Below are 25,699 nucleotides of genomic sequence, written 5' to 3'. Positions count from 1 at the left end.
CACGGGCCGGGTGCGGGGCTGGGTACTGTGACATGGCCATGAATCTGCGCCCCAACCATCCCGCAGGCCTACCGCTCGGGGAAATGGCTCGTCTCATCTCCGCGGTGCACGCCGAGGTCGACCCGCTGCCGCAGCTGCACCTGACGGGAGTGACGCTGCGGGGCCAGGACGCCCGCCCGGGTGATCTGTTCGCCGCACTGCCGGGCGCACGCTCTCACGGAGCTCGCTACGCGGCCGACGCGGTGTCGCGCGGTGCGGTCGCGGTGCTGACCGATCACGACGGGCTGGCCGAGCTCTCGGCCGCCGGCGACATCGGTGTGCCGGTGCTGCTGCACGCGCACCCGCGCACGGTGCTGGGTGCGGCGGCGGCTGCCGTCTACGGGAATCCGTCGACGCGATTGCGCGTCATCGGGGTCACCGGTACGTCGGGCAAGACCACCACCACCTATCTGATCGAGGCCGGTCTGCGGGCGGCCGGGCGGGTGGCCGGGCTGATCGGCACCGTCGGGGTCCGCATCGACGGCCGCGACGAGGCCGGCGGGTTGACCACCCCCGAAGCGCCCGATCTGCAGGCGCTGTTCGCGGTCATGCTCGAGCGCGGAGTCGACACCGTGGTGATGGAGGTGTCCAGCCACGCGCTGACTCTCGGCCGGGTGGACGGCACGTCGTTCGCCGTCGGCGGCTTCACCAACCTGTCCCGCGACCACCTCGACTTCCACTCCACGATGGAGGAGTACTTCGAGGCCAAGGCCAAACTGTTCGATCCCGCGTCGCCGACGCATGCCGCCGAGGCGGTGATCTGCGTCGACGACGAGTGGGGTCGTGCGATGGCGCGGCGCGCCGACACCGCGGTCACGGTCGCCCTGCAGGCGACGCCGGCCGGCACCGCCGACTGGACTGTGGAGCAGATCCGGGCCGAGCCCGTCGATGGACCCGCTGGCGTCCAGGATTTCGTCGTCGTCGACCCGGCCGGGGTGCACCACGGTGTCGAGATCGGCCTGCCGGGTCGCTACAACATCGCCAACGCCGCGCTGGCGCTGGCACTGCTCGACGCGGTGGGGGTGTCGCCCGAGCAGGCGGTGCCCGGCCTGCGGGCGGCGACGGTGCCGGGACGGCTGGAGAGGGTGGACCGCGGGCAGCCGTTCTTGGCCGTCGTCGACTACGCCCACAAGCCGGGGGCGCTGCAGGCGGTGCTCGAGACGCTGCGCAGCCAGTGCGCCGGCCGGCTCGCCGTTGTGTTCGGAGCGGGCGGTGACCGCGATGCGGGCAAGCGTTTCCCGATGGGAGAGGTCGCGGCTGGGTTGGCCGACCTCGTGGTGGTCACCGACGACAATCCTCGCGACGAGGAGCCCTCGGACATCAGGGCCGCGATCGTGGCCGGCACCGCGGGTGGGCGCGCCGAGGTGATCGAGATCGGCGAGCGCCGGGCGGCGATCGATCACGCGGTGGCGTGGGCGCGGGAGGGTGATGTGGTGCTGATCGCGGGCAAGGGCCACGAGACGGGCCAGACCAGCCGGGGTGTCACCCGGCCGTTCGACGACCGCGCGGAGCTCGCCGCCGCACTCGATGCGCTGACCGCGGGCGGACAGGACCGATGATCGAGCTGTCGCTGGCCCAGATCGCCGACATCGTGGGCGGCCGGCTCGCCGACGTCGGTGCCGAGGAGGCGGCCACGCTGCGCGTCACCGGGACCGTCGAATTCGACTCCCGCGCCGTCGGTCCGGGCAGCCTGTTCCTCGCGCTGCCGGGGGCACGCTCCGACGGCCACGACTTCGCCGCGGCGGCGCTCGACGCCGGTGCGGTCGGCGTGCTCGCCGCGCGCCCGGTAGGAGTGCCCGCGGTCGTCGTCGACCCGGTCACCGCCGAGGACGGTGCGGCCAGCGTGCTCGAACACGATGCCGACGGGTCGGGCGCGGCGGTGCTGGCCGCGCTCGCCAGGTTGGCGGCCGCGGTGGCCGCCGAGCTGGCCGCCGATGGCCTGACGATCATCGGGATCACCGGATCGTCGGGTAAGACGTCGACCAAGGATCTGATCGCCGCCGTCCTCGCCCCGCTGGGTCAGGTGATCGCTCCGCCCGGATCGTTCAACAACGAACTGGGTCATCCCTGGACGGTGTTGCGGGCGACCGCCGACACCGACTTCCTCGTTCTCGAGATGTCGGCGCGCCACCGCGGCAACATCGCCGCGCTCGCGCGGATCGCGCGCCCGTCGATCGCGGTGGTGCTCAACGTGGGCACCGCCCATCTCGGCGAGTTCGGCTCGCGGGAGGCGATCGCGGCGACGAAATCCGAACTGCCGCAATCTGTTCCGTCCTCCGGTGTGGTGATCCTCAATGCCGACGACTCGATCGTTGCGAAGATGGCCGAGGTGACGCAGGCGCGCGTCGTGCGGGTCGGGCGCGCCGACTCCTCCGACACCACCGTCGACGTGTGGGCCGACGATGTCAGCCTCGACGCGCTCGCGCGCCCGGAGTTCACGCTGCACACCGTCGACGGGCAGGTCGGCGTCTCGCTGGCGGTGCACGGTGACCACCAGGTCTCGAATGCGCTGTGCGCGGCCGCGGTGGCGCTGGAGTGCGGGGCAACGTTGACCCAGATCGCCGACGCGCTGGCAGGCGCCGGACCCGTGTCGGCGCAGCGGATGGCGGTCACCACCCGCAGCGACGGCGTGACGATCATCAACGACGCCTACAACGCCAACCCCGACTCGATGAGCGCCGGCCTCAAGGCGCTGGCGTGGATGGGTCGCGAAGGCCGCACGTGGGCGGTGCTCGGTGAGATGGGCGAGCTCGGCGAGGACTCGATTACCGAGCACGACCGCATCGGGCGGTTGGCCGTGCGCTTAGATGTCTCTCGACTCATCGTCGTCGGAACCGGGAGGCCTATGAGCGCCATGTTCAACGGCGCGGTGATGGAGGGCTCCTGGGGCTCGGAGGCCACGCCCGTCGCCGATGCCGAGGCCGCGCTCGATGTGCTGCGCGCGGAGTTGCAGCCCGGCGACGTGGTGCTGGTCAAGGCGTCCCGAGCCGCCGGGCTGGACGCTGTGGCCGATGCGCTGATCGCCGAGGACGGCCGATGAGGCAGATCCTGATCGCGGTCGGGATCGCGCTCTTCGTGTCGATCCTGCTCACCCCGGTGCTGATCCGGCTGTTCACCCGGCAGGGTTTCGGTCACGAGATCCGCGAGGACGGTCCGCCCAGCCACGCCAAGAAGCGGGGCACGCCGTCGATGGGCGGTGTCGCGATCGTCGCCGGCATCTGGGCCAGCTACTTCGGCACGCATCTGGTCGGCGTGGTGATCGACGGCAAGGGGCCGTCGGCGTCAGGGCTGCTCGTGCTCGGCCTGGCCACCGCGCTGGGCGTCGTCGGGTTCGTCGACGATCTGATCAAGTTGCGCCGCGCCCGCAACCTCGGGCTGAACAAGACGGCCAAGACCGTCGGCATCCTGGTCGCCGCCGTGCTGTTCGGTGTGCTCGCGCTGCAGTTCCGCAACGCCGACGGCCTGACCCCCGGCAGCGCCGAGCTGTCCTACGTGCGGGAAATCGCCACGGTCACGCTGGCTCCGGCAATCTTCGTGCTGTTCTGCGTGGTGGTCGTGAGCGCCTGGTCGAACGCGGTGAACTTCACCGATGGCCTGGACGGGTTGGCCGCCGGCGCGATGGCGATGGTGTGTGCCGCCTACGTGCTGATCACGTTCTGGCAGTTCCGCAACGCCTGCGCCACCAGCCCGGGCCTGGGCTGCTACAACGTGCGCGACCCGCTGGATCTGGCGATCATCGCCGCGGCCACCGCCGGGGCGTGCATCGGCTTCCTGTGGTGGAACGCCGCCCCGGCCAAGATCTTCATGGGCGACACCGGGTCGCTGGCTCTGGGCGGCATCATCGCCGGCCTGTCGGTGACCAGCCGCACCGAGATGCTCGCGGTGGTGCTGGGCGCGCTGTTCGTCGCCGAGGTCACCTCGGTGGTGGTGCAGATCATGGCGTTCCGCACCACGGGCCGCCGGGTGTTCCGGATGGCGCCGTTCCATCATCACTTCGAGTTGGTGGGCTGGGCGGAGACCACGGTGATCATCCGGTTCTGGCTGCTGACCGCGATCGCGTGCGGGCTCGGGGTGGCGCTGTTCTACAGCGAGTGGCTGACGACCGTCGGGGCGTGAGGTGAGCGACGTCATCGCACCCGGCGCCGCGGTGCTGGTCGTGGGCGCCGGCATCACCGGCCGCGCGGTGCTGGCGGCGCTGACGCCGCTGGGCGCGCGCGCCACCCTCACCGACGACAGCCCGTCGGCCCTGACGGCCTACGCGCAGCAGGGTGGCGCGGTCGTCGACCCTGCCGGCGCCGCCGCGACCATCGCGGAGTTCGATCTCGTCGTCGTCAGCCCCGGCATCCCGCCGGAGGGCGCGGTGCCCGCGGCGGCCGCGGCGGCCGGCGTCCCGGTGTGGGGCGACGTCGAGCTCGCCTGGCGGCTGGACCGGGCCGGGCACTACGGGCCGCCCAAGACGTGGCTGGTCGTGACCGGCACCAACGGCAAGACCACGACGACGTCGATGCTGCACGCGATGCTGTGCGCGGCGGGCCGGCGCTCGGCGCTGTGCGGCAACATCGGCGAGCCGGTACTGGCGGTGTTGGACCAGCCGGTCGACGTGCTGGCCGTCGAGCTGTCCAGCTTCCAGCTGCACTGGGCGCCGTCGGTGCACCCGGATGCGGGCGCAGTGCTCAACGTGGCGGAGGACCACGTGGACTGGCACGGCTCGCTCGAGGCCTACGCCCAGGACAAGGCGCGGGCGCTGACCGGGCCGATCGCCGTGGGCGGTGTGGACGATGCGATCGCGGCGGCGCTGCTGGCCGACTGCGCCGCGCCGACCCGGGTCGGCTTCCGGCTCGGTGAGCCGGGCCCCGGTGAGCTGGGGGTGGCCGACGGTCATCTGGTCGACAACGCGTTCGCCGAGGGTCTGGTGCTGGCCGAGGCCGCGCGGGTCCCGGTGGCCGGCCCGGTGGGTGTGCTGAACGCGTTGGCGGCCGCGGCGCTCGCACGGGCGGTCGAGGTGCCCGCCGCCGCGGTGGCGCAGGCGCTCGAGACGTTCGCGGTGGGCCGGCACCGCGCCGAGGTGGTGGCCGTGGCCGACGGGGTGACCTACGTCGACGATTCCAAGGCCACCAATCCGCACGCCGCCCGCGCGTCGATCAGCGCCTTCCCCCGGGTGGTCTGGGTCGCCGGCGGTCTACTCAAAGGCGCCTCGGTCGACGAGCTGCTGGTCGCGGTGGCGAACCGCCTGGTCGGGGTCGTTCTGCTGGGCCGCGACCGGGCGGTCGTGGCGCAGGCGCTGGCACGACACGCGCCGGATGTCCCCGTCGTCGAGGTGCTGACGGGGGAGGATTCTGGGGTGGTTGAGAAAGCTGTGACAGGTGTGACTCACGCTCGGGCGGGTGACGGTCCGGTGGCCGACGCCGTCATGGCGGCCGTCGTGGACGCTGCGCGCGGTCTCGCCGGACCCGGCGACACGGTGCTGCTCGCACCGGCAGGCGCCTCCTTCGACCAGTTCCGCAGCTACGGGCACCGGGGCGACACGTTCGCCGCGGCCGTACGCGCAGCGCTTCGGTAGCGGGTCACCGATGAGCGCGATCCTCGCCCGGCTGCGCCACCGGCGCGCCAACCCCGCGGCCGACGATGCGGGGACCGCCCTGCCTGCGCTGACCGCGGGAAAGTCGTCCACGTCGTCCTCGCATGACTCCGGCGGTGCCGCGACCGCACCGCGCACCCGCGTCGGAGCCTGGCTGGACCGGCCGATGACGTCGTTCCACCTGATCATCGCCGTGACCGCGCTGCTCATCACGATGGGCTTGACGATGGTGCTGTCGGCCTCGGGTGTCTACTCCTACGACATGGACGGCTCGCCGTGGGCGGTCTTCGGCAAGCAGGTGCTGTGGACGGCGATCGGCCTGCTCGCGTTCTACATCGCGATGCGCACGCCGGTGGCGGTGATGCGCCGCTTCGCATTCAGCAGCTTCCTGTTCACGATCGTGCTGCTCGTCCTGGTGCTCATCCCCGGCATCGGCAAAGAGGCCAACGGGTCGCGCGGCTGGTTCGTCGTCGCCGGATTCTCCATGCAGCCGTCGGAGCTGGCCAAGATCGCGTTGGCGGTGTGGGGTGCGCACCTGCTGGCGGCACGCCGCATGGAGCAGGCCTCGCTCAAAGAGATGCTGGTGCCGCTGGTGCCGGTCGCGGTGATCGCGCTGGCCCTGGTGGTTTCCCAGCCGGATCTCGGGCAGACGATGTCGATGGGTGTGATCCTGCTCGGTCTGCTCTGGTACGCCGGCCTTCCGCTGCGGGTGTTCCTCACCTCGCTGGGCGCGGTCGTCGTGTCGGGTGCGGTGCTGGCCATGACGGCCGGCTACCGGTCGGCGCGCGTGCAGGCCTGGCTCAACCCGGGCGCCGATGCGCAGGGCATGGGCTACCAGTCCCGCCAGGCCCGCTTCGCGCTGGCCAACGGCGGCGTGTTCGGCGACGGTCTGGGCCAAGGCACCGCGAAGTGGAACTACCTGCCCAACGCCCACAACGACTTCATCTTCGCCATCGTCGGCGAGGAACTCGGCTTCATCGGCGCGGCCGGGTTGCTGTGCCTGTTCGGCCTGTTCGCGTACACCGGCATGCGTATCGCGCGACGGTCCGCGGATCCGTTCCTGCGGCTGCTCACCGCGACGGCCACGCTGTGGGTGCTCTCGCAGGTCTTCATCAACGTGGGCTACGTCGTCGGCCTGCTTCCGGTCACCGGGCTGCAGCTGCCCCTGATCTCCGCCGGAGGCACGTCCACGGCCACGACGCTGTTGATGATCGGCATCATGGCCAACGCCGCGCGCCACGAACCGCAGGCCGTCGCCGCGCTGCGCGCCGGCCGCGACGACCGGGTCAACCGGCTCTTGCGTCTGCCGCTGCCCGCCCCCTACGTGCCCACCCGCACCGAGGCGCTGCGTGACCGCCTGAAGACCCGCTCGGGCCGCAGCGCCCGGCAGGCCACCAAGCCCGGCTCCACGCCCGCGAAAGCTGCGCGGTCGCGATCGGCCAAGCGCCCGGTGCGCTCGGCCACCCCACCCGTCGGTTATGGTGCTGGCCAGCGCAATCAGGGCCGACGGGCTCGCACACTGGAAGGTCAACGTCACGGGTGAGCGGTATCTCCGTGGTTCTCGCCGGCGGCGGCACCGCCGGTCACGTCGAACCCGCGATGGCCGTTGCCGATGCGCTCACCGCGCTCGATGCGAGCGTGCGGATCACCGCGTTGGGCACGGCCCGCGGCTTGGAGACCCGGCTGGTGCCCGAGCGTGGCTACCGCCTGGAGCTGATCACCCCCGTTCCGTTGCCCCGTAAACCATCGGCGGATCTGGCGAGGCTGCCGCTGCGGGTGCGCCAGGCGGTCCGGCAGACGCGGGCGATCTTCGACGATGTCGCGGCCGACGTCGTCATCGGCTTCGGCGGCTACGTCGCGGTCCCGGCCTACCTGGCGGCGCGCAGCGTACGTCCGGGCCGGCGCGTCCCGGTCGTCGTGCACGAGGCCAACGCCAGCGCCGGCTGGGCGAACCGGGTGGGGGTCCGTTCGGCCGCCCGTGTCCTCGCCGCGGTGCCCGACCCGGGGTTGGGTCCGGTCGAGGTCGTCGGCGTGCCGGTCCGCGACACGATCACGGCGCTGGACCGTGCCGCCCTGCGGGCGGAGGCACGCGCGTTCTTCGGCTTCGCCGACGACGACACGGTGCTGCTGGTCTTCGGCGGCTCCCAGGGCGCCCAGTCGTTGAACCGCGCGGTGGCGGGGGCCGCGGAAGCCCTTGCGCGGCAGGGCATCGCGGTGCTGCACGCACACGGGCCCAAGAACACGGTGCATCTGCGGACCCCGGCGCCCGGCGATCCGCCGTACCTGGCGGTGCCGTACCTGGACCGCATGGATCTGGCCTATGCGGCCGCCGATCTGGCGATCTGCCGCTCCGGTGCGATGACGGTGGCGGAAGTGAGCGCCGTCGGCCTGCCCGCGGTGTACGTACCGTTGCCGATCGGCAACGGCGAGCAGCGGCTCAACGCGCTGCCGGTCGTGACCGCCGGCGGGGGACTGCTGGTCGAGGATCGCGACCTCACCCCCGACCTCGTCGCCACCACGGTCGCCGGGCTGCTGACCGACCGGGCCCGCCTGGCCGCGATGACGGCCGCGGCGAAGCTGGCCGGACATCCCGACGCGGCGCGTCGGGTGGCCGAGGTGGCGCTCGAGGTGGCTCTGGCGCACAGCGGGCGGGTTCGAGGATGAGCACCGCGGCATTGCCCGCCGAGCTGCAGCGGGTGCACATGGTCGGCATCGGCGGCGCCGGAATGTCGGGTATCGCGCGCATTCTGCTCGACCGCGGCGGCCAGGTGTCCGGGTCGGACGCCAAGGAGTCGCGGGCGGTGCACGCGCTGAGGGCGCGCGGCGCGCAGGTCCGCATCGGTCACGACGCGTCGGCGCTGGACATGCTGCCCGGCGGACCGACCGCGGTGGTCACCACGCACGCCGCGATCCCGAAGACCAACCCGGAGTTGGTCGAGGCACGCCGGCGCGGGATTCCGGTCATCCTGCGGCCGGCCGTACTGGCCGAGTTGATGGCCGAGGACACGACGCTGATGGTGACCGGCACGGCCGGCAAGACCACGACGACCTCGATGCTCATCGTGGCGTTGCAGCACTGTGGATTCGACCCGTCGTTCGCCGTCGGCGGTGACCTCGGTGAGCCCGGCACCAACGCCCACCACGGCAGCGGCGCCTATTTCGTGGCCGAGGCCGATGAGAGCGACGGCTCGCTGGTGCAGTACCGGCCCGACGTCGCGGTGGTCACCAACATCGAGGCCGATCACCTGGACTTCTTCGGGTCCGAAGAGGCCTACGTCGCGGTGTTCGACGCATTCGCCGAGCGGTTGCGCCCCGGGGGAGCCGTGGTGGTGTGCACCGACGATCCCGGTGCGGCGGCTTTCGCCGAACGCACTGCGGCACTGGGCATCCGAGTGCTGCGCTACGGGTCTGGAACTCACGACGGCCTGGCCGGTGCACTGCTGGACTGGCGGCAGCGCGGCACCGGCGCGGTGGCCACGGTGGCGCTGGCGGGGGAGAGCAGCCCGCGCACCATGCGGCTGTCCGTCCCCGGACGGCACATGGCGCTCAACGCGCTGGCCGCACTGCTGGCCGCCACACAAGTGGGCGCCTCACCCGACGATGTCCTCGACGCGCTCGCAGAATTCGAAGGCGTGCGTAGGCGTTTCGAGTTGGTGGGTACCGCGGCCGGGGTGCGCGTCTTCGACGACTACGCCCACCATCCGACCAAGGTCACGGCCGCGCTGACCGCGGTGCGCGCGCTGGTGGACGAGACCGGTGGCCGCTCAGTGGTGGTGTTCCAGCCGCACTTGTATTCGCGCACAGCCACATTCGCACGCGAGTTCGGCGAAGCGTTGAGCTTGGCCGACGAGGTGTTCGTGCTCGACGTCTATGCCGCACGGGAGCAACCGCTGGCCGGTGTCAGCGGCGCGACGGTCGCCGAACACGTCCGCGTACCGGTGCGATACCTGCCCGATTTCTCCACCGTCGCGGCAACCGTGGCGGCGGCGGCGCAGCCCGGAGACGTCGTGGTGACCATGGGTGCGGGCGATGTCACGTTGTTGGGTAACGAGATCCTGGCCCAGCTGCGATGACCGAGCCGACCGACGGCGAGCCCGATACCGAGCCGGACACGCCCGAACCCGTCGACGTCGAGGGGCCTCGGCGGCGCGCCCGGCGCGAGCGGGAAGAGAGGCGCGCTGCGCAGGCGCGGGCCACCGCCATCGAGACGGCCCGCCGCGAGGCGAAACGGCGCACGCTCGTCGCGCGCTCGGCCGATACGGCGACGCTGGGTCGGGGCACGGTGCGCGGGCTGAAGGTGCTGCTGTGGACCGCGGTGACGGCCGTCGTGGTCGTCGGCATCGGCCTGCTGCTGTATTTCACGCCGATCATGTCGGCGCGCACCGTCGTGGTGGTCGGGCTGGGCGCGGTGACGCAGGACGAGGTGGTGGCGGTCGCGGGGGTGCCGCCCGGAGAGCCGCTGCTCCAGGTCGACACCGATGCGGTGGCCGAGAGGATCGCCGGCATCCGCCGGGTCGCGAGCGTGCGCGTGCAGCGGGAGTATCCGTCGACGCTGCGGATCACCGTGGTCGAGCGGGTGCCCGTCGTCGTCCGCGACTATCCCGACGGGGTGCATCTGTTCGACAAGGACGGCGTCGACTTCGCGACCGGACCGCCGCCGCCGGGCATCCCGTATCTGGACGTGGAGAATCCCGGGCCCGACGATCCGGCCACCAAGGCCGCGCTCGAGGTGGTGACGTCGCTGCGTCCGGAGGTGGCGTCGCAGGTGGGCCGGGTGTCGGCGCCGTCGGTCGCGGCGATCACGCTGACGTTGATCGACGGTCGCACCGTGGTGTGGGGGACCACCGATCGCACCGAGGAGAAGGCGCTCAAGCTCGGCGCGTTGCTCACCCAGCCGGGGAAGACGTACGACGTGTCGTCTCCCGATCTGCCGACGGTCAAGTAACCGGCGAAAATTCGTTCCGACACGCGGCGCGCCTGCCCGGCATGTGCGTGACCCGGCCCTACCGTTCTGCATGTACGGAAGAACTTGACATAACTCTAAGCCTCTAGTTGAGATTGAGGGTTTGTCGCAGCGGTTATCCGTGTCAGGACAGGCAACCAGGGCAGGAAAGGGCGATGCGATGACCCCCCCGCATAACTACCTCGCAGTGATCAAGGTGGTCGGCATCGGCGGCGGCGGCGTCAACGCCGTCAACCGGATGATCGAGCAGGGTCTCAAAGGCGTCGAGTTCATTGCGATCAACACAGACGCACAGGCGCTGTTGATGAGCGATGCCGACGTCAAACTCGACGTCGGGCGCGATTCGACGCGCGGCCTGGGCGCGGGGGCGGACCCCGAGGTCGGCCGTAAGGCCGCCGAGGACGCCAAGGACGACATCGAGGAGCTGCTGCGCGGCGCCGACATGGTGTTCGTCACCGCGGGCGAGGGTGGCGGCACCGGCACCGGCGGCGCCCCGGTGGTGGCCTCGATCGCCCGCAAGCTCGGCGCACTGACCGTCGGCGTGGTGACGCGCCCGTTCTCCTTCGAGGGCAAGCGGCGCAGCAACCAGGCCGAGAACGGCATCCAGTCGCTGCGCGAGAGCTGCGACACGCTGATCGTGATCCCCAACGACCGGCTGCTGCAGATGGGTGACGCCGCGGTGTCGCTGATGGACGCGTTCCGCAGCGCCGACGAGGTCCTCCTCAACGGTGTGCAGGGCATCACCGACCTGATCACCACTCCGGGCCTGATCAACGTCGACTTCGCCGACGTGAAGGGCGTGATGAGCTCTGCGGGCACCGCGCTGATGGGCATCGGCTCGGCCCGCGGCGACGGCCGCGCGCTCAAGGCCGCCGAGATCGCCATCAACTCGCCGCTGCTGGAGGCCTCGATGGAAGGCGCCCAGGGCGTGCTGCTGTCCGTCGCCGGTGGTAGCGATCTGGGCCTGTTCGAGATCAACGAGGCCGCCTCGCTGGTGCAGGACGCCGCCCATCCCGACGCCAACATCATCTTCGGCACCGTGATCGACGACTCCCTCGGTGACGAGGTGCGCGTGACGGTGATCGCCGCGGGCTTCGACGCCGCCGGACCGGGCCGCAAGCCCGTGACGGGCGAGGCTCCCGCCGCGGCCTCGGCGCAGTCCATCGCCCCGGGCAAGGCGGGCCGGGTGGGCTCGTCGCTGTTCGAGTCGGCCGATCCGGCGAGCGTGCCCGCCGCGCACACCAACGGAGCCACGGTGCGCATCGGCGGCGGTGATGATGGCATCTCCGACGACGACGTCGACGTGCCGCCGTTCATGCGTCACTGACGCGGCATACTCGTCGCACGTGATGTTCCGTGTGCGCCGTGTCACCACCACCCGTGCCGGTGGGGTGTCCAAACCTCCCTTCGCGACGTTCAACCTGGGTGATCACGTCGGCGACGATCCCGCTGCGGTGGCGGCGAACCGACGTCGGCTCGCCACGGCGACCGGCCTGGGTGCCGACGGTGTGGTGTGGATGAACCAGACGCACAGCACCCGCGTGGCGGTGGTGGATCACGGCGGTCAGACCATCGATGACACCGACGGCCTGGTGACGACGACGCCGTCGCTGGGGCTCGCGGTGGTGACCGCCGACTGTGTGCCGGCGTTGATGGCCGATGCGCGGCGCGGAGTGATCGCGGCCGTGCACGCCGGCCGCGTGGGCGCCGCCGGGGGCATCGTGCCGCGGGCGGTGGAAGCCATGGTCGACGCCGGGGCGCAGGTGGCCGACATCTCGGTGCTGCTGGGCCCGGCCGTCAGCGGACCGAACTACGAGGTGCCCGCCGAGATGGCCGACGAGGTGGAACGTCTGCTGCCAGGGAGCCGCAGCCGCACCCCACGCGGTACGCCGGGGCTGGACCTGCGTGCCGGGATCGCCACGCAGCTTCGTTCGCTCGGGATCACGGCCATCGATGTCGACCCCCGCTGCACCTACGCCGATCCGAACCTGTTCAGCCACCGCCGGGGCGCGCCGACAGGTCGGCTGGCGTCACTGATCTGGCTGGAGCCGGCATCGTGACCGCCGAACGTGAGCAGGAATTGGGCGACAACCTCGCGCGGCTGCGCGAGCGGCTCGCGCAGGCGGCCGAGGCGGCGGGCCGCGCCGCCGACGAGATCGAGCTGCTGCCGGTGACCAAGTTCTTCCCGGCTTCCGACATCGCTGCGCTGTATCGCCTGGGCTGCCGGTCGTTCGGCGAATCGCGCGATCAGGAAGCCACCCGCAAGGTCGCCGAGCTCTCGGAGCTCGCGGGGGACGTCCGCTGGCACATGATCGGGCGCATCCAGCGCAACAAGGCCCGCTCGATCGGCACCTGGGCCTATGCGGCGCACTCCGTGGACAGTCCGAAAGTTGTTGCTGCGCTTGCTCGCTCTGCAGAAGAGGCGCTGCAGACTGCGGTGCGCAGCGCACCGCTGCAGGTGTTCGTGCAGGTCAGCCTCGACGGCGACGAGAGCCGGGGCGGTGTCGATGTCGACGCACCGGAGCGGCTCGACGCGCTGTGCGCCGCGGTCGAGGAGGCGTCCGCACTGACGCTCGCCGGTCTCATGGCAATTCCGCCGCTGGACGCCGACGCCGATGCTGCGTTCGCGCGACTGGCACGGGAACGCGAGCGGGTGCAGCAGTGGTGTGGACGGCCGCTCGAGCTGTCCGCGGGCATGTCCGGCGACCTCGAAGCGGCCGTGCGACACGGATCGACGTGTATGCGTGTCGGTACCGCGCTGTTGGGCGCCCGCCCGCTAACGTCACCACCAGAAGTCACACGAGTCACACCTTCATCACAGACAACAAAGCCCGGCCATAGGTCATCACCGCACGAGGGGTCCTCACAATGAGCACACTGCACAAGGTCAAGGCCTACTTCGGTATGGCCCCCATGGACGACTACGAGGACGACTACTACGAGGACGACGAGCGCGGCCCCGCCCGCAGCTACCGCCGTCCCCGGGAGGATCGCTTCGACGACGAGGGCTACTCGCGCGGGTACGACGACCTGCCCGAGGGTCGCCGCCGCGAGTACGACGAGCCCGCCGCCTACCGGGGTGGGATGCCTGCCGGCTTCGATGACGGCCGGTTCGAGCCCCGCATGCGGTCACCGCGCGAATTCGACCGCACACCACCGCGTTTCGGTGCGATGCGCGGATCGACCCGGGGTGCGCTGGCGATGGACCCGCGGGGTATGGCCGAGTTGTTCGAAGCGGGCAGCCCGCTGGCCAAGATCACCACGCTGCGGCCCAAGGATTACAGCGAAGCCCGCACGATCGGCGAGCGGTTCCGCGACGGCACCCCGGTAATCATGGATCTGGTGTCGATGGACAACGCCGACGCCAAGCGGCTGGTCGACTTCGCCGCCGGGCTGGCGTTCGCGCTGCGCGGCTCGTTCGACAAGGTGGCCACCAAGGTGTTCCTCCTGTCGCCGGCCGACGTGGACGTCACCGCCGAGCAGCGCCGCCGCATCGCCGAGGCGGGGTTCTACGCGTACCAGTAGTGCGGGCGGTCGAGCATCACTTTGCACAGGTAGGCTGGCGTCGCCGGTGCGGTTCTCGCGCCGGCTTCCCCGTCACAACTGTTGGGAGTGAGGTCACCTTCCGGTGGGGCTCTTCTTCGAAATCCTGGGTTTCGCGCTGTTCGTGTTCTGGCTGCTGCTGATCGCCCGGGTCGTGGTCGAGTTCATCCGTTCGTTCAGCCGGGACTGGCATCCCCGCGGGGCGACCGTGGTGGTGCTCGAGGTCATCATGACGCTGACCGATCCGCCGGTGAGGCTGTTGCGGCGCATCATCCCGCAACTGACCATCGGTGCGGTGCGCTTCGACCTGTCGATCATGGTGCTGTTGCTGCTCGCGTTCATCGGCATGCGGCTGGCGTTCGACGCGGCGGTCTGACACCGCCCGGAGCAGGGCGTTTGTGGAGTCTGGCCCGGCTGCGGGCAAGATGTGCGGCGCGATGCAGGTGGAGATTCGATGTAATTATCGCCCTCGACTGCAACCGCAGGGTCTGGTGTGACAGGATGGACGCCAGTTACCTTCAAGTCAGGCTTTACACTGTGAGATCGTTTTGACGATCCAGACTCAAGGGGGCAGACGATGCCGCTCACTCCTGCCGACGTGCACAACGTTGCATTCAGCAAGCCACCCATCGGCAAGCGCGGCTACAACGAGGACGAGGTCGACGCGTTCCTCGATCTCGTCGAGAACGAGCTGTCCCGCCTGATCGAAGAGAACTCCGACCTGCGTCAGCGGGTGTCGGAGCTCGACTCCGAACTCGCCTCCGCGCGTTCCGGCGGGGCCGCCTCGGCCGCCCAGCCGACCCAGACGCTGCCGGTGTACGAGCCGGAGCCGGAGCCCGAGCCGGAGCCGGAGCCGGCTCCGCAACCCGTGTACGAGGCGCCCGCCGCGCAGCAGTCTGCTCCTGCCTCCGAGGATCAGCACCTACGGGCGGCGAAGATTCTCAGCCTGGCACAGGACACCGCGGACCGCCTGACGGACGGCGCGAAGGCCGAATCCGAGAAGATGCTCTCCGATGCGCGCGCGCAAGCCGACGCGATGGTCGCCGAGGCCCGGCAGACCGCGGAGACCACCGTCACCGAGGCGCGTCAGCGCGCCGACGCGATGCTCGCCGATGCGCAGAGCCGCTCGGAGGCGCAGCTGCGGCAGGCCCAGGAGAAGGCCGACGCCCTGCAGGCCGACGCCGAGCGCAAGCACTCCGAGATCATGGGCACGATCAACCAGCAGCGCACCGTGCTCGAGGGCCGGTTGGAGCAACTGCGCACCTTCGAACGTGAATACCGCACCCGTCTGAAGACCTACCTGGAATCGCAGCTCGAGGAGCTCGGCCAGCGTGGTTCGGCCGCCCCGGTCGATTCCGGTGCGAACAGCGACGGCGGATTCAACCAGTTCAATCGGGGTAACAACTAGCCTCACCCCATGCTCATCGTCGCGCTCGTACTCGCCGTCATCGGCCTCGCAGCCCTGGTGCTCGCGGTCGTCACCAGCAACGCTCTGATCGCCTGGGTCTGCATCGCGGCCAGCGTGATCGGCGTGATCCTGCTGATCGTCGACGCGCTACGTGATCGCTCGAAGAGCGCCGCCGACGAGGCCGCCACCGAGGACGACCGGGTCGACGACGCGGGCGGTGAGCCTGCGGTGGAGGACTATCCCGACGAGGCCCCCATCGCATCCGAGGCCGAGGACTATCCCGCCGATGAGCCCGTCCCAGCCGCCGAGCGATCCGACGAGGACCCGGCCAAGAGCTGAATCGCGTTGTCCCCGAACAACTCACGTCGGGGCTGTGGTCAGCGCCTCGCGGACCTCGTCATCGGTCATCTGATGGAAGTCGGCGTAGACCTGCCCCACGGCGCGGAAATCGGCGGGCGTCAGGGAGCACACCACGTCGTCGGCCTCGGAGGTCAGGGCACGGCACGTTGACCGCGGCCCGACCGGCGCCGCCACGATCACACGCACCGCGCCGGCGCGTCGCACCCAGCGGACCGCGGCCACCATGCTGGCTCCGGTCGCAATGCCGTCGTCGACGAGGATCACGGTGCGGCCGGTGAGCTCGAGCGGCGCGCGGTCCCCGCGATACGCGCGTTCGCGGCGGTGCACTTCGGCCGTCTCGCGGTGCATGACCTCGCGCACCTGGGGGTCGCTCAGTCCGAGGCTGCCGATCAGGTCCTCGTTCAGCACGGCGGGGCCGCCGGTTGCCACTGCACCCACGGCGAGTTCGGGTTGCTGCGGGCTGCCGAGCTTGCGTACTACGCACACATCCAGCGGCGCATGCAGCACGGCTGCGACTTCCCGACCGACCGGTACCCCGCCCCGGGCGAGTCCGAGCACCGTGGTGTCAGGACGGTCGCGGTAACGGGCGAGACTCCGCGCGAGCACCTCGCCGGCCTCGCGACGGTCGCGAAAGGGTGGCGCGGAACGGGTCTCGGGAGTAGTCAAGTCACACCTCGATGCGAAGAGTATCGCGCTCGGGTATCCCGTTGCGCAGTCGAGCGGGCAATCCGGGCCCGCGACGGTGACGAATGACTGATCGACGACGAGGCAGGGAGGGTCATGGGCATCGACTACGACAGCGTGGTGGAGCACCCGCTGCGTGACGTGTGGGAGTGGCATACGCGACCGGGCGCCATGCGGCGGCTGGTGCCCCCGTGGCAACCGATGACCGTGGTGTCCGAGGCGCAGTCGCTGGCCGACGGGGTGGCGGTGCTCGGTCTGCCGGGCGGGCTGCGCTGGGTTGCGCGCCACCAGCCCGACGCCTACGTCGAGGGCCACCGTTTCGTCGACGAGTTGTCGTCGGACGGTCCGACGTCCTGGCCGCCCCGTCTGGCCGGGCGCTGGCGGCACACCCATACGTTCGACGACGCCGATCCCGGCACCCGCATCCACGACCGGGTCGAGGCGGCGGTGCCGGCAGCGTTGCTGCGACCGATGTTCGCCTACCGGCACCGGCAGCTCATCGGCGATCTGGCGGCGCATCAGCGCGCCGAACTGGCGGGCACCCAGCGCCTCACCGTTGCCGTCACCGGTTCTTCCGGACTGGTCGGCGCCGCGCTGTGCGCGTTCCTGACCACCGGCAAGCACCGGGTGATCCGACTCGTGCGGCGACCTGCCGAGAGCGCCGACGAGCGCCACTGGGACCCGGCCGCCCCCGCCGCGGATCTGCTGCGCGGCGTCGACGCCGTCATCCACCTCGCCGGCGAATCGATCGCCGGTCGCTTCACCGATGCGCACCGAAAAGCCATCCGCGACAGCCGAATCGAGCCGACCCGTCGGCTCGCGGCGGTGGCCGCCGCGACGGAGGACGGTCCGTCGGCGTTCATCTGCGCGTCGGCGATCGGCTACTACGGCTACGACCGGGGCGATGTCACGTTGACCGAGGATGGTTCTCGCGGCGACGGTTTCCTGGCCGAGGTGGTCACCGACTGGGAGGCCGCGACTGTGCCCGCCGCGGACGCGGGGTTGCGGGTTGTCCTCGTACGCACCGGGATCGTACAGGCCGCGGCGGGTGGCACGCTGAAGCTTCTGCGTCCGCTGTTCGCGGCGGGCCTGGGCGGGCGGGTCGGCGACGGCACGCAGTGGCTGTCCTGGATCGGCTTGGACGATCTCGTCGACGTCTACCACCGTGCGCTCTACGATACGGAGCTGCACGGCCCGGTCAACGCGGTGGCACCCGAGCCGGTGCGCAACACGGAGTACACCAAAGAGCTTGCGCGCGTGCTGCATCGGCCGGCGTTACTGCCGGTTCCGAGCCTGGGTCCCCGGGTGCTGCTGGGCGCGCAGGGCGCCCGTGAACTCGCCGAGGCGAGCCAGCGCGTGTTGCCGGCGAAACTCCTGGCTGCCGGGCATCCGTTCCGGCACAGCCGCGTCGCCGAGGTGTTGGCCCATCAGCTGGGGCGCGAGCTTCCCACCACGTGAGTGACGAAGCCGGACACCAACGCCCGGATTCGTGGTGCGACGTCAGCGGCGAGATCGGCTGTGCGAGTGAGCAATTGTTCGTGATCGAGGCCTGCCGCCGCGACGTCGCCGTCGCGGTCGTCGGCCAGCCACGCCCGCAGCAGCTCGGTGTCGATCTCGGGATGGAACTGTAGACCGAGGGCGCGGCCGAGGAGGAACGCCTGCGAAGCGTTAGGGGTCCTGGCGAGTTCGGTCGCGCCGGGGGGCAGCGTCCATCGGTCGAAATGCCACTGGAACCATTGCCCGCCGGGCACGATGTCGGAGCGGTCGCTGAGGACGTCGTACCAACCGATCTCCGGGCGCGGCGAACGCGCCACCGTGCCGCCGAATGTCTGGGCCAGCAATTGACCGCCGAAGCACACGCCCAACAGCGCGACACCGGCGTCGGCGGCATTCCGCAGCAGCGCCATCTCCGCGCCGACCCAGGTGTCGCGCAGTGCCGGATCGTAGACCGGCCACCGCGCGCCGAGCGGCACGATCACGTCGTAGTGGGTCGGGTCGGGGAACGTGACGTCGACGGCGGGGGAGTCCACCTGCTCGGGTGGGACCACCTGGAAGTGCTCGACATCGAATCCCGCCTCGGCGAACGCCTCACCGAGCAGTGCCTCGGTGGCCATGTGCTCGTTACGCAGGAACAGAACCGTGGGTGCCACGCCGGCCATTATCTCCGACCGCGGCGCAGGTCGAGCATCCACGGGGCTCGTCTGAGTCCGAAAGTTAGCTGATCTACAACGGGTCAAGGAAATGTAATTTGCTGGCTGCCATGTCACAGCCAGCGGTGTACACGATTTCGACATTGCGCTGTCCATCTTCTGCTCGTCGGCCCGCGGGATGCCTGGGTGGCACAGCGACGACGGAACCCCGCGCCGCCATGCTGTCTGTTCGATTGGCATCGGAGTTTGCGACGTTGTCGACTCCTGAGCCGTGAACTGTGTATTCAGCACACAGGCCGCTTTTGTCAGATTTGCTTAAGATTTCGATACATCCGACATCGGCGAGTTCACCGAACGATCTTGACGCGGCGTCGATGTGCGTGTTGTAGTGCTTTTCACACTCGTTAATTTCGTTTTGCGGTTCGGTGGATTTCGTGCCAGCGCTCGTGCGAAATTCTCTCTACGACGTCGAGGTGAGTTGCTGATGGGTTACGCACGATATGTTGGCCGAGTCGGTGGGTTAGCTGTAGCGCTGGGCATCGGGATGGCGGTGCCCGCCATCGCGGCAGCCGATCCCGCCGACGAGGGCCCCGCTGCGGGCGCCACGGCGGACGCCGGCCCGTCCGTGCGGTCACAGGTCACAAGGCAGAAGCGGTTCGGGGCCGACGAGAAGCCGCGGACTTCCAAGCACAGCCGCCCGACTCGGCGGAGTCGACTCGACCGTGAGGATCAATCGATGTCGGTCCGCGTCATCGGGCCCTCCGCGCCAGATGACGACCCGGCGCCGCTGCCGTCGTTCGAGGGCGTCACCGCGGTTCTCGGGACGCTGCGGCGTGAGACCGGTAAGAGGTCCGTCGGTCACCGGCCCACCGCGGTCCCCACCATGTCCGAGCCGCTCGAACCGGGCATCGTCACCGGCGCGTTGAATGCCGTCGATCCTGATGCAGAAAGACTGTCGTACAGAGTGATTCGCCAACCGCGCCGCGGTGAGGTGGCGGTCGACGACACCGGACACTTCACTTACATCGCCGGGTCGCGCCTGAGCGGCATCGGCGGGCGTGACTCGTTCGTGGTCAGGGTCCGGCGCGCCGACGCCGGGCTTTCCGCACGCGGTACCCGGGTGCCGGTGACGGTGAGGCTCAACGGTGCCGACGCGGGGGCGGCCACCGTGGCCGCGACGGCGAGCGCCACCGGTTCGGTGCATCCCGTCACGACGGCAGGGCCGGACATCGTCGGATTCGACCCCGCCAGGGACAAACTCGACCTCGGCGACGTCTCCGTGCACAACTTCATCGTCGTCGACACCCCCGACGGAGTCGGCTTCCGCAACCCGTGGTCCGGGGAGACCGCCGTCATCCGGGGCGTCTCGCTAGGCCAGCTCACCGTCGACAGCTTCGCCCCGATCGTCAACGACCATCTGCGACAGGATCTCTCGGGTGCGTTGGCGTGGGAGCACGGCGTGGCGGCCCAGCCCCACACCGTCTACGCCCGCTCCCACGAGGTCGGCCAGATCGACCGCGTGACGTTCGATCCGGCCAGCGACGTGGTCGATTTCCGCTACTACGGCACGCGGGAACAGGTGTACATGCGCGACACCCCCGAGGGTGTGGTCATCTCCAATGCCGGCACGGGACAGGCGCTGATCCTGCAAGGCGTCACCACTAGCCAGCTCACGGCGCGCAACTTCGTCTTCCACAGCGCCCAGGTCCGGGAGGACCGCCTGCACCTCCAACTCGGCATCGGAACGGTTCCGGATGCCCAGATCCGGCCGCAGGGCGTCCCGGTGGCGGGAACCACTGTGTGGCCCACGGCCGCCGGCAACGGCCAGCCGCCGGCCGGGCAGACCGGGACCACCACGAAGATCGCGTGGAACTACGGTGCACACACCGTGCTCGAATTCGACCCCGCCGTGGACCGGCTGGACTTCGGCTGGTTCAAGGCACCCGAGTTCGACGTGTCACAGGTCAACGGCTCCACGCGGATCGCCATCACCGCCAACAACCAGAGCTACACGCTGGCCGGCGTCGCCCTCGGCGACCTCACGCCGAGCAACATCATCGCCCTCGACAGCGGCGCACTGGCCAAGTGGCAGAACCTGATCTATCAAGCGGCACCCACGGCCCCGCGGCCGGCGCTGTCGGTCAGCGACGCCGCCGCCGCCGAAGGGCAGGCAGGCACCAGCGCTCTGGCGTTCACCGTCTCGCTGTCGAAAGCCACGACCGACACGGTGTCGGTCGGCTACACGACGAGTAACGGCACTGCGACCGCCGCGGGCAACGACTACGTCCCCGCGGTCGGCACGCTCGTCTTCGCGCCGGGAGAAACGTCCAAGACGGTGCTGGTCACCGTCAACGGTGACACGCTCGTCGAACTCGACGAGCAGTTCACGCTGATCCTCTCGGCCCCGGTCAACGCCACGATCGCCGACGGCACCGGGATCGGCACCATCGGTAACGACGACGTCGACCAGGCCCCCGCGACGCCGCCCGCGGTCTCGATCGCGGACCTGACCGTCGTGGAGGGCAACGGCGAGCACAGCCACTTCATGTTCGTGGTGACCCTGGACAAGGCCTCGACCGACACGGTGACGGTGCGCTACACCACCGGGAATGGCACCGCCACTGCCGGAACAGATTTCGTCGCGACGGCGGGCACCGTGACGTTCGCGCCGGGCGTGACGACGCAGATGGTGCACGTCGACATCGTGGGCGACAGCCTCCACGAGTCCACCGAGGCGTTCACCGTGACGTTGTCGAACCCCACCGGCGCGACGATCGGTGACGGCACAGCGGTCGGCACGATCACCGACGACGACGCGGGCGTCACGCCGGGGACCGGCGGCCTCAATTCCGGCAACCCCGGCGACGCCCTGTGGGGCGAGGCGTTTTTCGCGGCCTACGTCGACATGGGCGCCTGGCCGGTACCCAACCTGGTGGCGCTGGCCCAGCAGTGCGGCGTCTCACTGTTCACATTGGGCTTCCTGCAGGCGACGCCGGACGGCAAGCCGGGCTGGGCCGGCCTGTCGGCGCTGACCCCCGATTCGACGCTCGAGCAGGCCACCGCGATCAACCAGTCGATCGCGGCGCTGCAGGCTGCCGGCGGCGACGTGATGATCTCGCTCGGCGGGGCGTCCGGTACGAGCCTGGCGCAGTGGTACGCCGCCCGCGGACTGAGCGCTGCGGCGCTGGCCGACGCGTACGCCGGCATCGTCACCACCTATCGCCTCAACCGCATCGACTTCGACATCGAGGGCGCGGCAGTGGCCGATCCCGCGTCGATCCTGCTCAACGCCCAGGCGCTGAAGCTGCTGCAGCAACGCATGCCGGATCTCGAGATCTGGTACACCCTTCCGGTCTTGCCCACCGGACTGACCGCCGACGGCGTGAACGTCGTGCGGACCGCTCTCGCCGCGGGGGTCAAGCTCGACGGCGTGAACATCATGGCAATGGACTACGGTGAGTCGGCCGCGCCCACCAGCGGGCCGAACGCAAAGACAATGGGGGCGTGGGCCGTTGCGGCCGCGCAGTCCACCCACGCGCAGTTGACCGCGTTGTTCTCGACCTACGGGCAGAGCTTCGGCTGGAACCAGCTGGGTGTCACGCCGATGATCGGTGTCAACGATGTGCTGACCGAGGTGTTCACCGTCGCCGACGCGCAGACGTTGGAGAACTTCGCCCGTGTCAATGGCCTCGGCATGCTGTCCATGTGGTCGCTCAACCGTGACTACCCCGGCAGTCTCGGACAAGCGACGACGAACGCCTCGGGCACGAACACGCCGGCCGGTGGCTTCAGCGCAGTGTTCGACGACTTCGGGACGGTCAACCCCATCTCCGGTCCACCGCCGGCGATCTCGATCGCCGACATGACACTGACCGAAGGCAACGGCGACCACTCGCACTTCCTGTTCGTGGTCACGTTGGACAAGCCGTCCACCCAGACGGTGACGGTGCGGTACGCGACGTCGAACGGCACCGCGGTCGCCGGTGCCGACTACACCGGCACGACGGGCATCATCGAGTTCGCGCCCGGCGTGACGTCCCAGACCGTGCACGTCGACGTCGTCGGTGACACCGCCGCCGAATCGGCCGAGACCTTCACCGTAACGTTGTCGAACGCGACCGGGGCCACGATCGCTGACGGTACCGCGATCGGCACGATCACCGATGATGACGCCACCACGGGAACGCCCAGCGGCAACACCTCGGTGACGTACACCGTCAACGACGACTGGGGCTCCGGTTTCACCGCCACGGTGTCGGTGTCAGCCGGCTCCGCCGGATTGACCGGCTGGACAGTTGAATTCGACTCACCGGCGCGGATCGGCAACATCTGGAACGCTGAGATCGTCAGCCGGGTGGGCGATCACTATGTGGTGCGCAACGCCGCCTACAACGCCAAGGTCGGGGCGGGCCAGACCGTGGAATTCGGTTTCCAGGCCTCGCCGGGCGGCAGCTCGGCCACCGCGACGAATTTCGTCGTCAACGGCACCCCCATCGGTCAGAATCCGACCGCGGTACCGCCCAGGCTGTCGGTCGCCGACGCAGCTGTCGTCGAGTCCAACAGCGGCACCAAGAATCTCGTCTTCACGGTCACTCTCGACAAGCCCTCGACCACACCGGTCACCGTCTCCTACGCGACGGCCCAGGGAACCGCCACCGCAGGAACGGACTTCACGGCGCGCTCCGGCACCCTGACCTTCGCCGCGGGGGTGACCAGTCAGCAGATCAGCGTCCCGGTCATCGGCGACACCACGGTCGAACAGAACGAGACGTTCACGCTCACCTTGTCGAACCCCACCGGGGCCACGATCGCCGACGGCTCGGCGATCGGCACCATCACCAATGACGATGTCGCCACACCGGGGTCGGGCAACTCCTCGGCGTCCTTCGCCGTCACCGACAACTGGGGGTCGGGGTTCACAGGGGCCGTCACGGTGACAGCGGGCCCGTCCGGCCTGGCCGGCTGGACGGTCGAGTTCGACACCCCGGCGCAGATCAGCAACATCTGGAACGCCGAGATCGTCAGCCATACCGGTGATCACTACGTGGTTCGCAACGCGACGTGGAATCCGACCGTCGCAGCGGGCAAGACGGTCAGCTTCGGCTTCCAAGCCTCCCCGGGCGGGGCCGCGGCAACCGTGGCCAACCTCGCCGTCAACGGGCAGGCCACCGCGCAGCCACCGGCCCTCTCGGTGGCCGACGCGGCGGTGACGGAAACCAACAGCGGCACAACGTCGATGACGTTCGTGGTGACTCTGTCGAAGGCATCGGCCGGTCCGGTCACCGTCGGCTATTCCACGTCGAACGGCACCGCGACCGCGGGCGCCGACTACACCGCCTCATCGGGAACGGTGACCTTCGCTCCCGGCGTGCTCACCCAACAGATTCGAGTGTCCGTCCTCGGCGACACGGCGATCGAACCGAACGAGACCTTCACCCTCACCCTGTCCAACCCGGGCGGTGCCACGATCGCCGACGGCACCGCGGTCGGCACCATCGCCAATGACGACGTCGCCGCCCCGCCTCCGGTTTCGCTGAGCATCTCCGACGCCGCGGTCACCGAGGGCGCCCCCGGCGGCGCCGTGGGCACCGGGTACTTCTCGACCTCCGGCAACCAGATCGTCGATGCGGCGGGCACGTCGGTGCAGATCGCCGGGGTCAACTGGTTCGGTTTCGAGAGTGACATCCGTGCGCCACACGGCCTGTGGACGCGCAACTACAAGGACATGATGGACCAGATGGCAGATCTGGGCTTCAACACCATCAGGCTGCCGTACTCCAGCGCGATGCTGCACAGCACCGCGGCCCCAACGGGAATCGACCTCGCCAAGAACCCCGATCTCGCCGGTCTGACATCGCTACAGGTGATGGACAAGATCGTCGCCTATGCCGGGGACATCGGGATGCGGGTGATCCTCGACCACCACCGCAGCACAGCCGGCGCGGGCACCAGTGAGAACGGGCTCTGGTACAACAGCCAGTACTCCGAGGCGTCCTGGATCGCCGACTGGCAGATGCTGGCCCAGCGCTACGCGGGCAACCCGACGGTGATCGGTGCCGATCTGCACAACGAGCCCTACAACGGCACCTGGGGTGGCGGCGGCGCCAACGACTGGGCCGCAGCCGCCGAGCGGGCGGGTAACGCGATCTTGGCCGTGAACCCGAAGTGGCTGATCTTCGTCGAGGGCGTGGCCACTTATCAAGGTCAATCCTATTGGTGGGGTGGCAATTTGATGGGCGTGAAAGACCGCCCGATCGTGCTGAACGTGGCTGACCGGGTCGTGTACTCGCCGCACGATTACCCCAACTCGGTCTACAACCAGCCGTGGTTCACGGCGCCGAACTTCGGCGCGGCACTGCCGGACAAGTTCGACCAGATGTGGGGCTACCTCTACGAGCAGAACATCGCCCCGGTGTATCTGGGCGAGTTCGGCACTCGGCTCACCGATCCGAAGGACGTCATCTGGTACGAGGCCATCACGTCCTATCTGTCGGGCGATTTCGACAACGACGGCACCATCGACATCCCGGCAGGAACGCAGGACATGTCCTGGACCTTCTGGTCCTGGAACCCGAATTCCAGCGACACCGGCGGCGTGCTGGCCGATGACTGGAAGACGGTCAACGACGCCAAAATGGCCTATTTGTCCGCCATCCAGTTCGATTTCGCCGAGGGCAGGCCCGGGGTGCTCGCTCGCTTCACGGTGTCGCTCACCGCGCCGTCGACGCAGCCGGTGACCGTGCGCTACGCCACCTCCGACGGAACGGCCCGGGCCGGCGACGACTACGGCGCCGCCACAGGTCTGGTGACTTTTCAGCCGGGGGAGACCATCAAGACGGTGACCGTCGTGGTGTTCGGCGATACCCTCCTCGAAGGCACGGAGAACTTTCTGGTGACGTTGTCGAGCCCGACCGGTGCCTTGATCGGCGATGGCGTCGGGGTCGGCGTCGTGACCGACCGCGCGGTGCTGTGAG

At 69.8% G+C, this 25,699-nt stretch carries 19 protein-coding genes; 17 read left to right on the top strand and 2 right to left on the bottom strand.

The window, feature by feature from the left end:
• Positions 1–38 precede the first annotated feature (38 nt).
• From ACXYX3_RS15620 to ACXYX3_RS15550, 15 genes are all read left to right on the top strand, one after another.
• Positions 39–1,598, top strand: a complete 1,560-nt coding sequence (locus ACXYX3_RS15620; RefSeq protein ID WP_458608134.1) for a UDP-N-acetylmuramoyl-L-alanyl-D-glutamate--2,6-diaminopimelate ligase — start codon at positions 39–41, stop codon at positions 1,596–1,598.
• A complete protein-coding gene (locus tag ACXYX3_RS15615) occupies positions 1,595–3,079 on the top strand; it encodes a UDP-N-acetylmuramoyl-tripeptide--D-alanyl-D-alanine ligase (protein ID WP_458608133.1) in 1,485 nt (494 codons plus the stop codon). The genes ACXYX3_RS15620 and ACXYX3_RS15615 overlap by 4 nt, the downstream gene beginning before the upstream one ends.
• Positions 3,076–4,155, top strand: coding sequence for a phospho-N-acetylmuramoyl-pentapeptide-transferase (gene mraY, locus ACXYX3_RS15610; protein ID WP_241207666.1), 1,080 nt, complete (start codon positions 3,076–3,078; stop codon positions 4,153–4,155). Before ACXYX3_RS15615 ends, mraY begins: the two co-directional genes overlap by 4 nt.
• Position 4,156: 1 nt before the next feature.
• A complete protein-coding gene (murD, locus tag ACXYX3_RS15605; RefSeq protein WP_458608132.1) occupies positions 4,157–5,599 on the top strand; it encodes a UDP-N-acetylmuramoyl-L-alanine--D-glutamate ligase in 1,443 nt (480 codons plus the stop codon).
• 10 nt (positions 5,600–5,609) lie between these two features.
• Complete coding sequence (gene ftsW, locus ACXYX3_RS15600; protein ID WP_458608131.1) at positions 5,610–7,160, top strand: putative lipid II flippase FtsW; 1,551 nt, start codon at positions 5,610–5,612, stop codon at positions 7,158–7,160.
• 56 nt (positions 7,161–7,216) lie between these two features.
• A complete protein-coding gene (gene murG / locus ACXYX3_RS15595) occupies positions 7,217–8,281 on the top strand; it encodes an undecaprenyldiphospho-muramoylpentapeptide beta-N-acetylglucosaminyltransferase (protein ID WP_458612104.1) in 1,065 nt (354 codons plus the stop codon).
• Positions 8,278–9,690 (top strand): UDP-N-acetylmuramate--L-alanine ligase, encoded by a 1,413-nt coding sequence (gene murC / locus ACXYX3_RS15590; protein WP_458608130.1) that lies wholly within the window; start codon positions 8,278–8,280, stop codon positions 9,688–9,690. The genes murG and murC overlap by 4 nt, the downstream gene beginning before the upstream one ends.
• On the top strand, positions 9,687–10,562 hold the full coding sequence (locus ACXYX3_RS15585; protein WP_458608129.1) for a cell division protein FtsQ/DivIB: 876 nt from the start codon (positions 9,687–9,689) through the stop codon (positions 10,560–10,562). The genes murC and ACXYX3_RS15585 overlap by 4 nt, the downstream gene beginning before the upstream one ends.
• Before the next feature lie 178 nt (positions 10,563–10,740).
• On the top strand, positions 10,741–11,907 hold the full coding sequence (ftsZ, locus tag ACXYX3_RS15580; RefSeq protein WP_458608128.1) for a cell division protein FtsZ: 1,167 nt from the start codon (positions 10,741–10,743) through the stop codon (positions 11,905–11,907).
• Between the two features lie 19 nt (positions 11,908–11,926).
• Positions 11,927–12,640 (top strand): peptidoglycan editing factor PgeF, encoded by a 714-nt coding sequence (gene pgeF, locus ACXYX3_RS15575; protein WP_458608127.1) that lies wholly within the window; start codon positions 11,927–11,929, stop codon positions 12,638–12,640.
• On the top strand, positions 12,637–13,452 hold the full coding sequence (locus ACXYX3_RS15570; RefSeq protein ID WP_458608126.1) for a YggS family pyridoxal phosphate-dependent enzyme: 816 nt from the start codon (positions 12,637–12,639) through the stop codon (positions 13,450–13,452). The genes pgeF and ACXYX3_RS15570 overlap by 4 nt, the downstream gene beginning before the upstream one ends.
• A complete protein-coding gene (locus ACXYX3_RS15565; protein WP_241207674.1) occupies positions 13,449–14,105 on the top strand; it encodes a cell division protein SepF in 657 nt (218 codons plus the stop codon). Before ACXYX3_RS15570 ends, ACXYX3_RS15565 begins: the two co-directional genes overlap by 4 nt.
• A 103-nt stretch (positions 14,106–14,208) precedes the next feature.
• On the top strand, positions 14,209–14,499 hold the full coding sequence (locus ACXYX3_RS15560; protein WP_241207675.1) for a YggT family protein: 291 nt from the start codon (positions 14,209–14,211) through the stop codon (positions 14,497–14,499).
• Positions 14,500–14,700: 201 nt separating this feature from the next.
• Complete coding sequence (gene wag31, locus ACXYX3_RS15555) at positions 14,701–15,531, top strand: DivIVA-like cell division protein Wag31 (protein ID WP_458608125.1); 831 nt, start codon at positions 14,701–14,703, stop codon at positions 15,529–15,531.
• A gap of 9 nt (positions 15,532–15,540) precedes the next feature.
• Positions 15,541–15,870, top strand: a complete 330-nt coding sequence (locus tag ACXYX3_RS15550; RefSeq protein ID WP_241207677.1) for a DUF308 domain-containing protein — start codon at positions 15,541–15,543, stop codon at positions 15,868–15,870.
• A 21-nt stretch (positions 15,871–15,891) separates the two neighbouring features.
• On the opposite strand, the gene ACXYX3_RS15545 is transcribed toward ACXYX3_RS15550, so the two are convergent.
• Complete coding sequence (locus ACXYX3_RS15545; protein ID WP_458608124.1) at positions 15,892–16,557, bottom strand: phosphoribosyltransferase; 666 nt, start codon at positions 16,555–16,557, stop codon at positions 15,892–15,894.
• Between the two features lie 114 nt (positions 16,558–16,671).
• On the opposite strand from ACXYX3_RS15545, the gene ACXYX3_RS15540 reads away from it, so the two are divergent.
• Positions 16,672–18,033, top strand: a complete 1,362-nt coding sequence (locus tag ACXYX3_RS15540; RefSeq protein ID WP_458608123.1) for a TIGR01777 family oxidoreductase — start codon at positions 16,672–16,674, stop codon at positions 18,031–18,033.
• On the opposite strand, the gene ACXYX3_RS15535 is transcribed toward ACXYX3_RS15540, so the two are convergent.
• The gene (locus ACXYX3_RS15535; RefSeq protein ID WP_458608122.1) at positions 18,003–18,734 is read right to left on the bottom strand and encodes a type 1 glutamine amidotransferase; all 732 of its coding nucleotides are present in this window, start codon (positions 18,732–18,734) and stop codon (positions 18,003–18,005) included. The two genes, ACXYX3_RS15540 and ACXYX3_RS15535, sit on opposite strands and share 31 nt — an antisense overlap.
• Before the next feature lie 379 nt (positions 18,735–19,113).
• Here ACXYX3_RS15535 and ACXYX3_RS15530 point away from each other — a divergent pair, with 379 nt between their 5' ends.
• A complete protein-coding gene (locus tag ACXYX3_RS15530) occupies positions 19,114–25,698 on the top strand; it encodes a Calx-beta domain-containing protein (RefSeq protein ID WP_458608121.1) in 6,585 nt (2,194 codons plus the stop codon).
• Position 25,699 lies beyond the last annotated feature (1 nt).

This window comes from Mycobacterium sp. Panama NTM2 (assembly GCF_054355555.1).
Note: the sequence above shows the minus strand (reverse complement) of the source record. Positions and strands in the feature narration are given on the sequence as shown.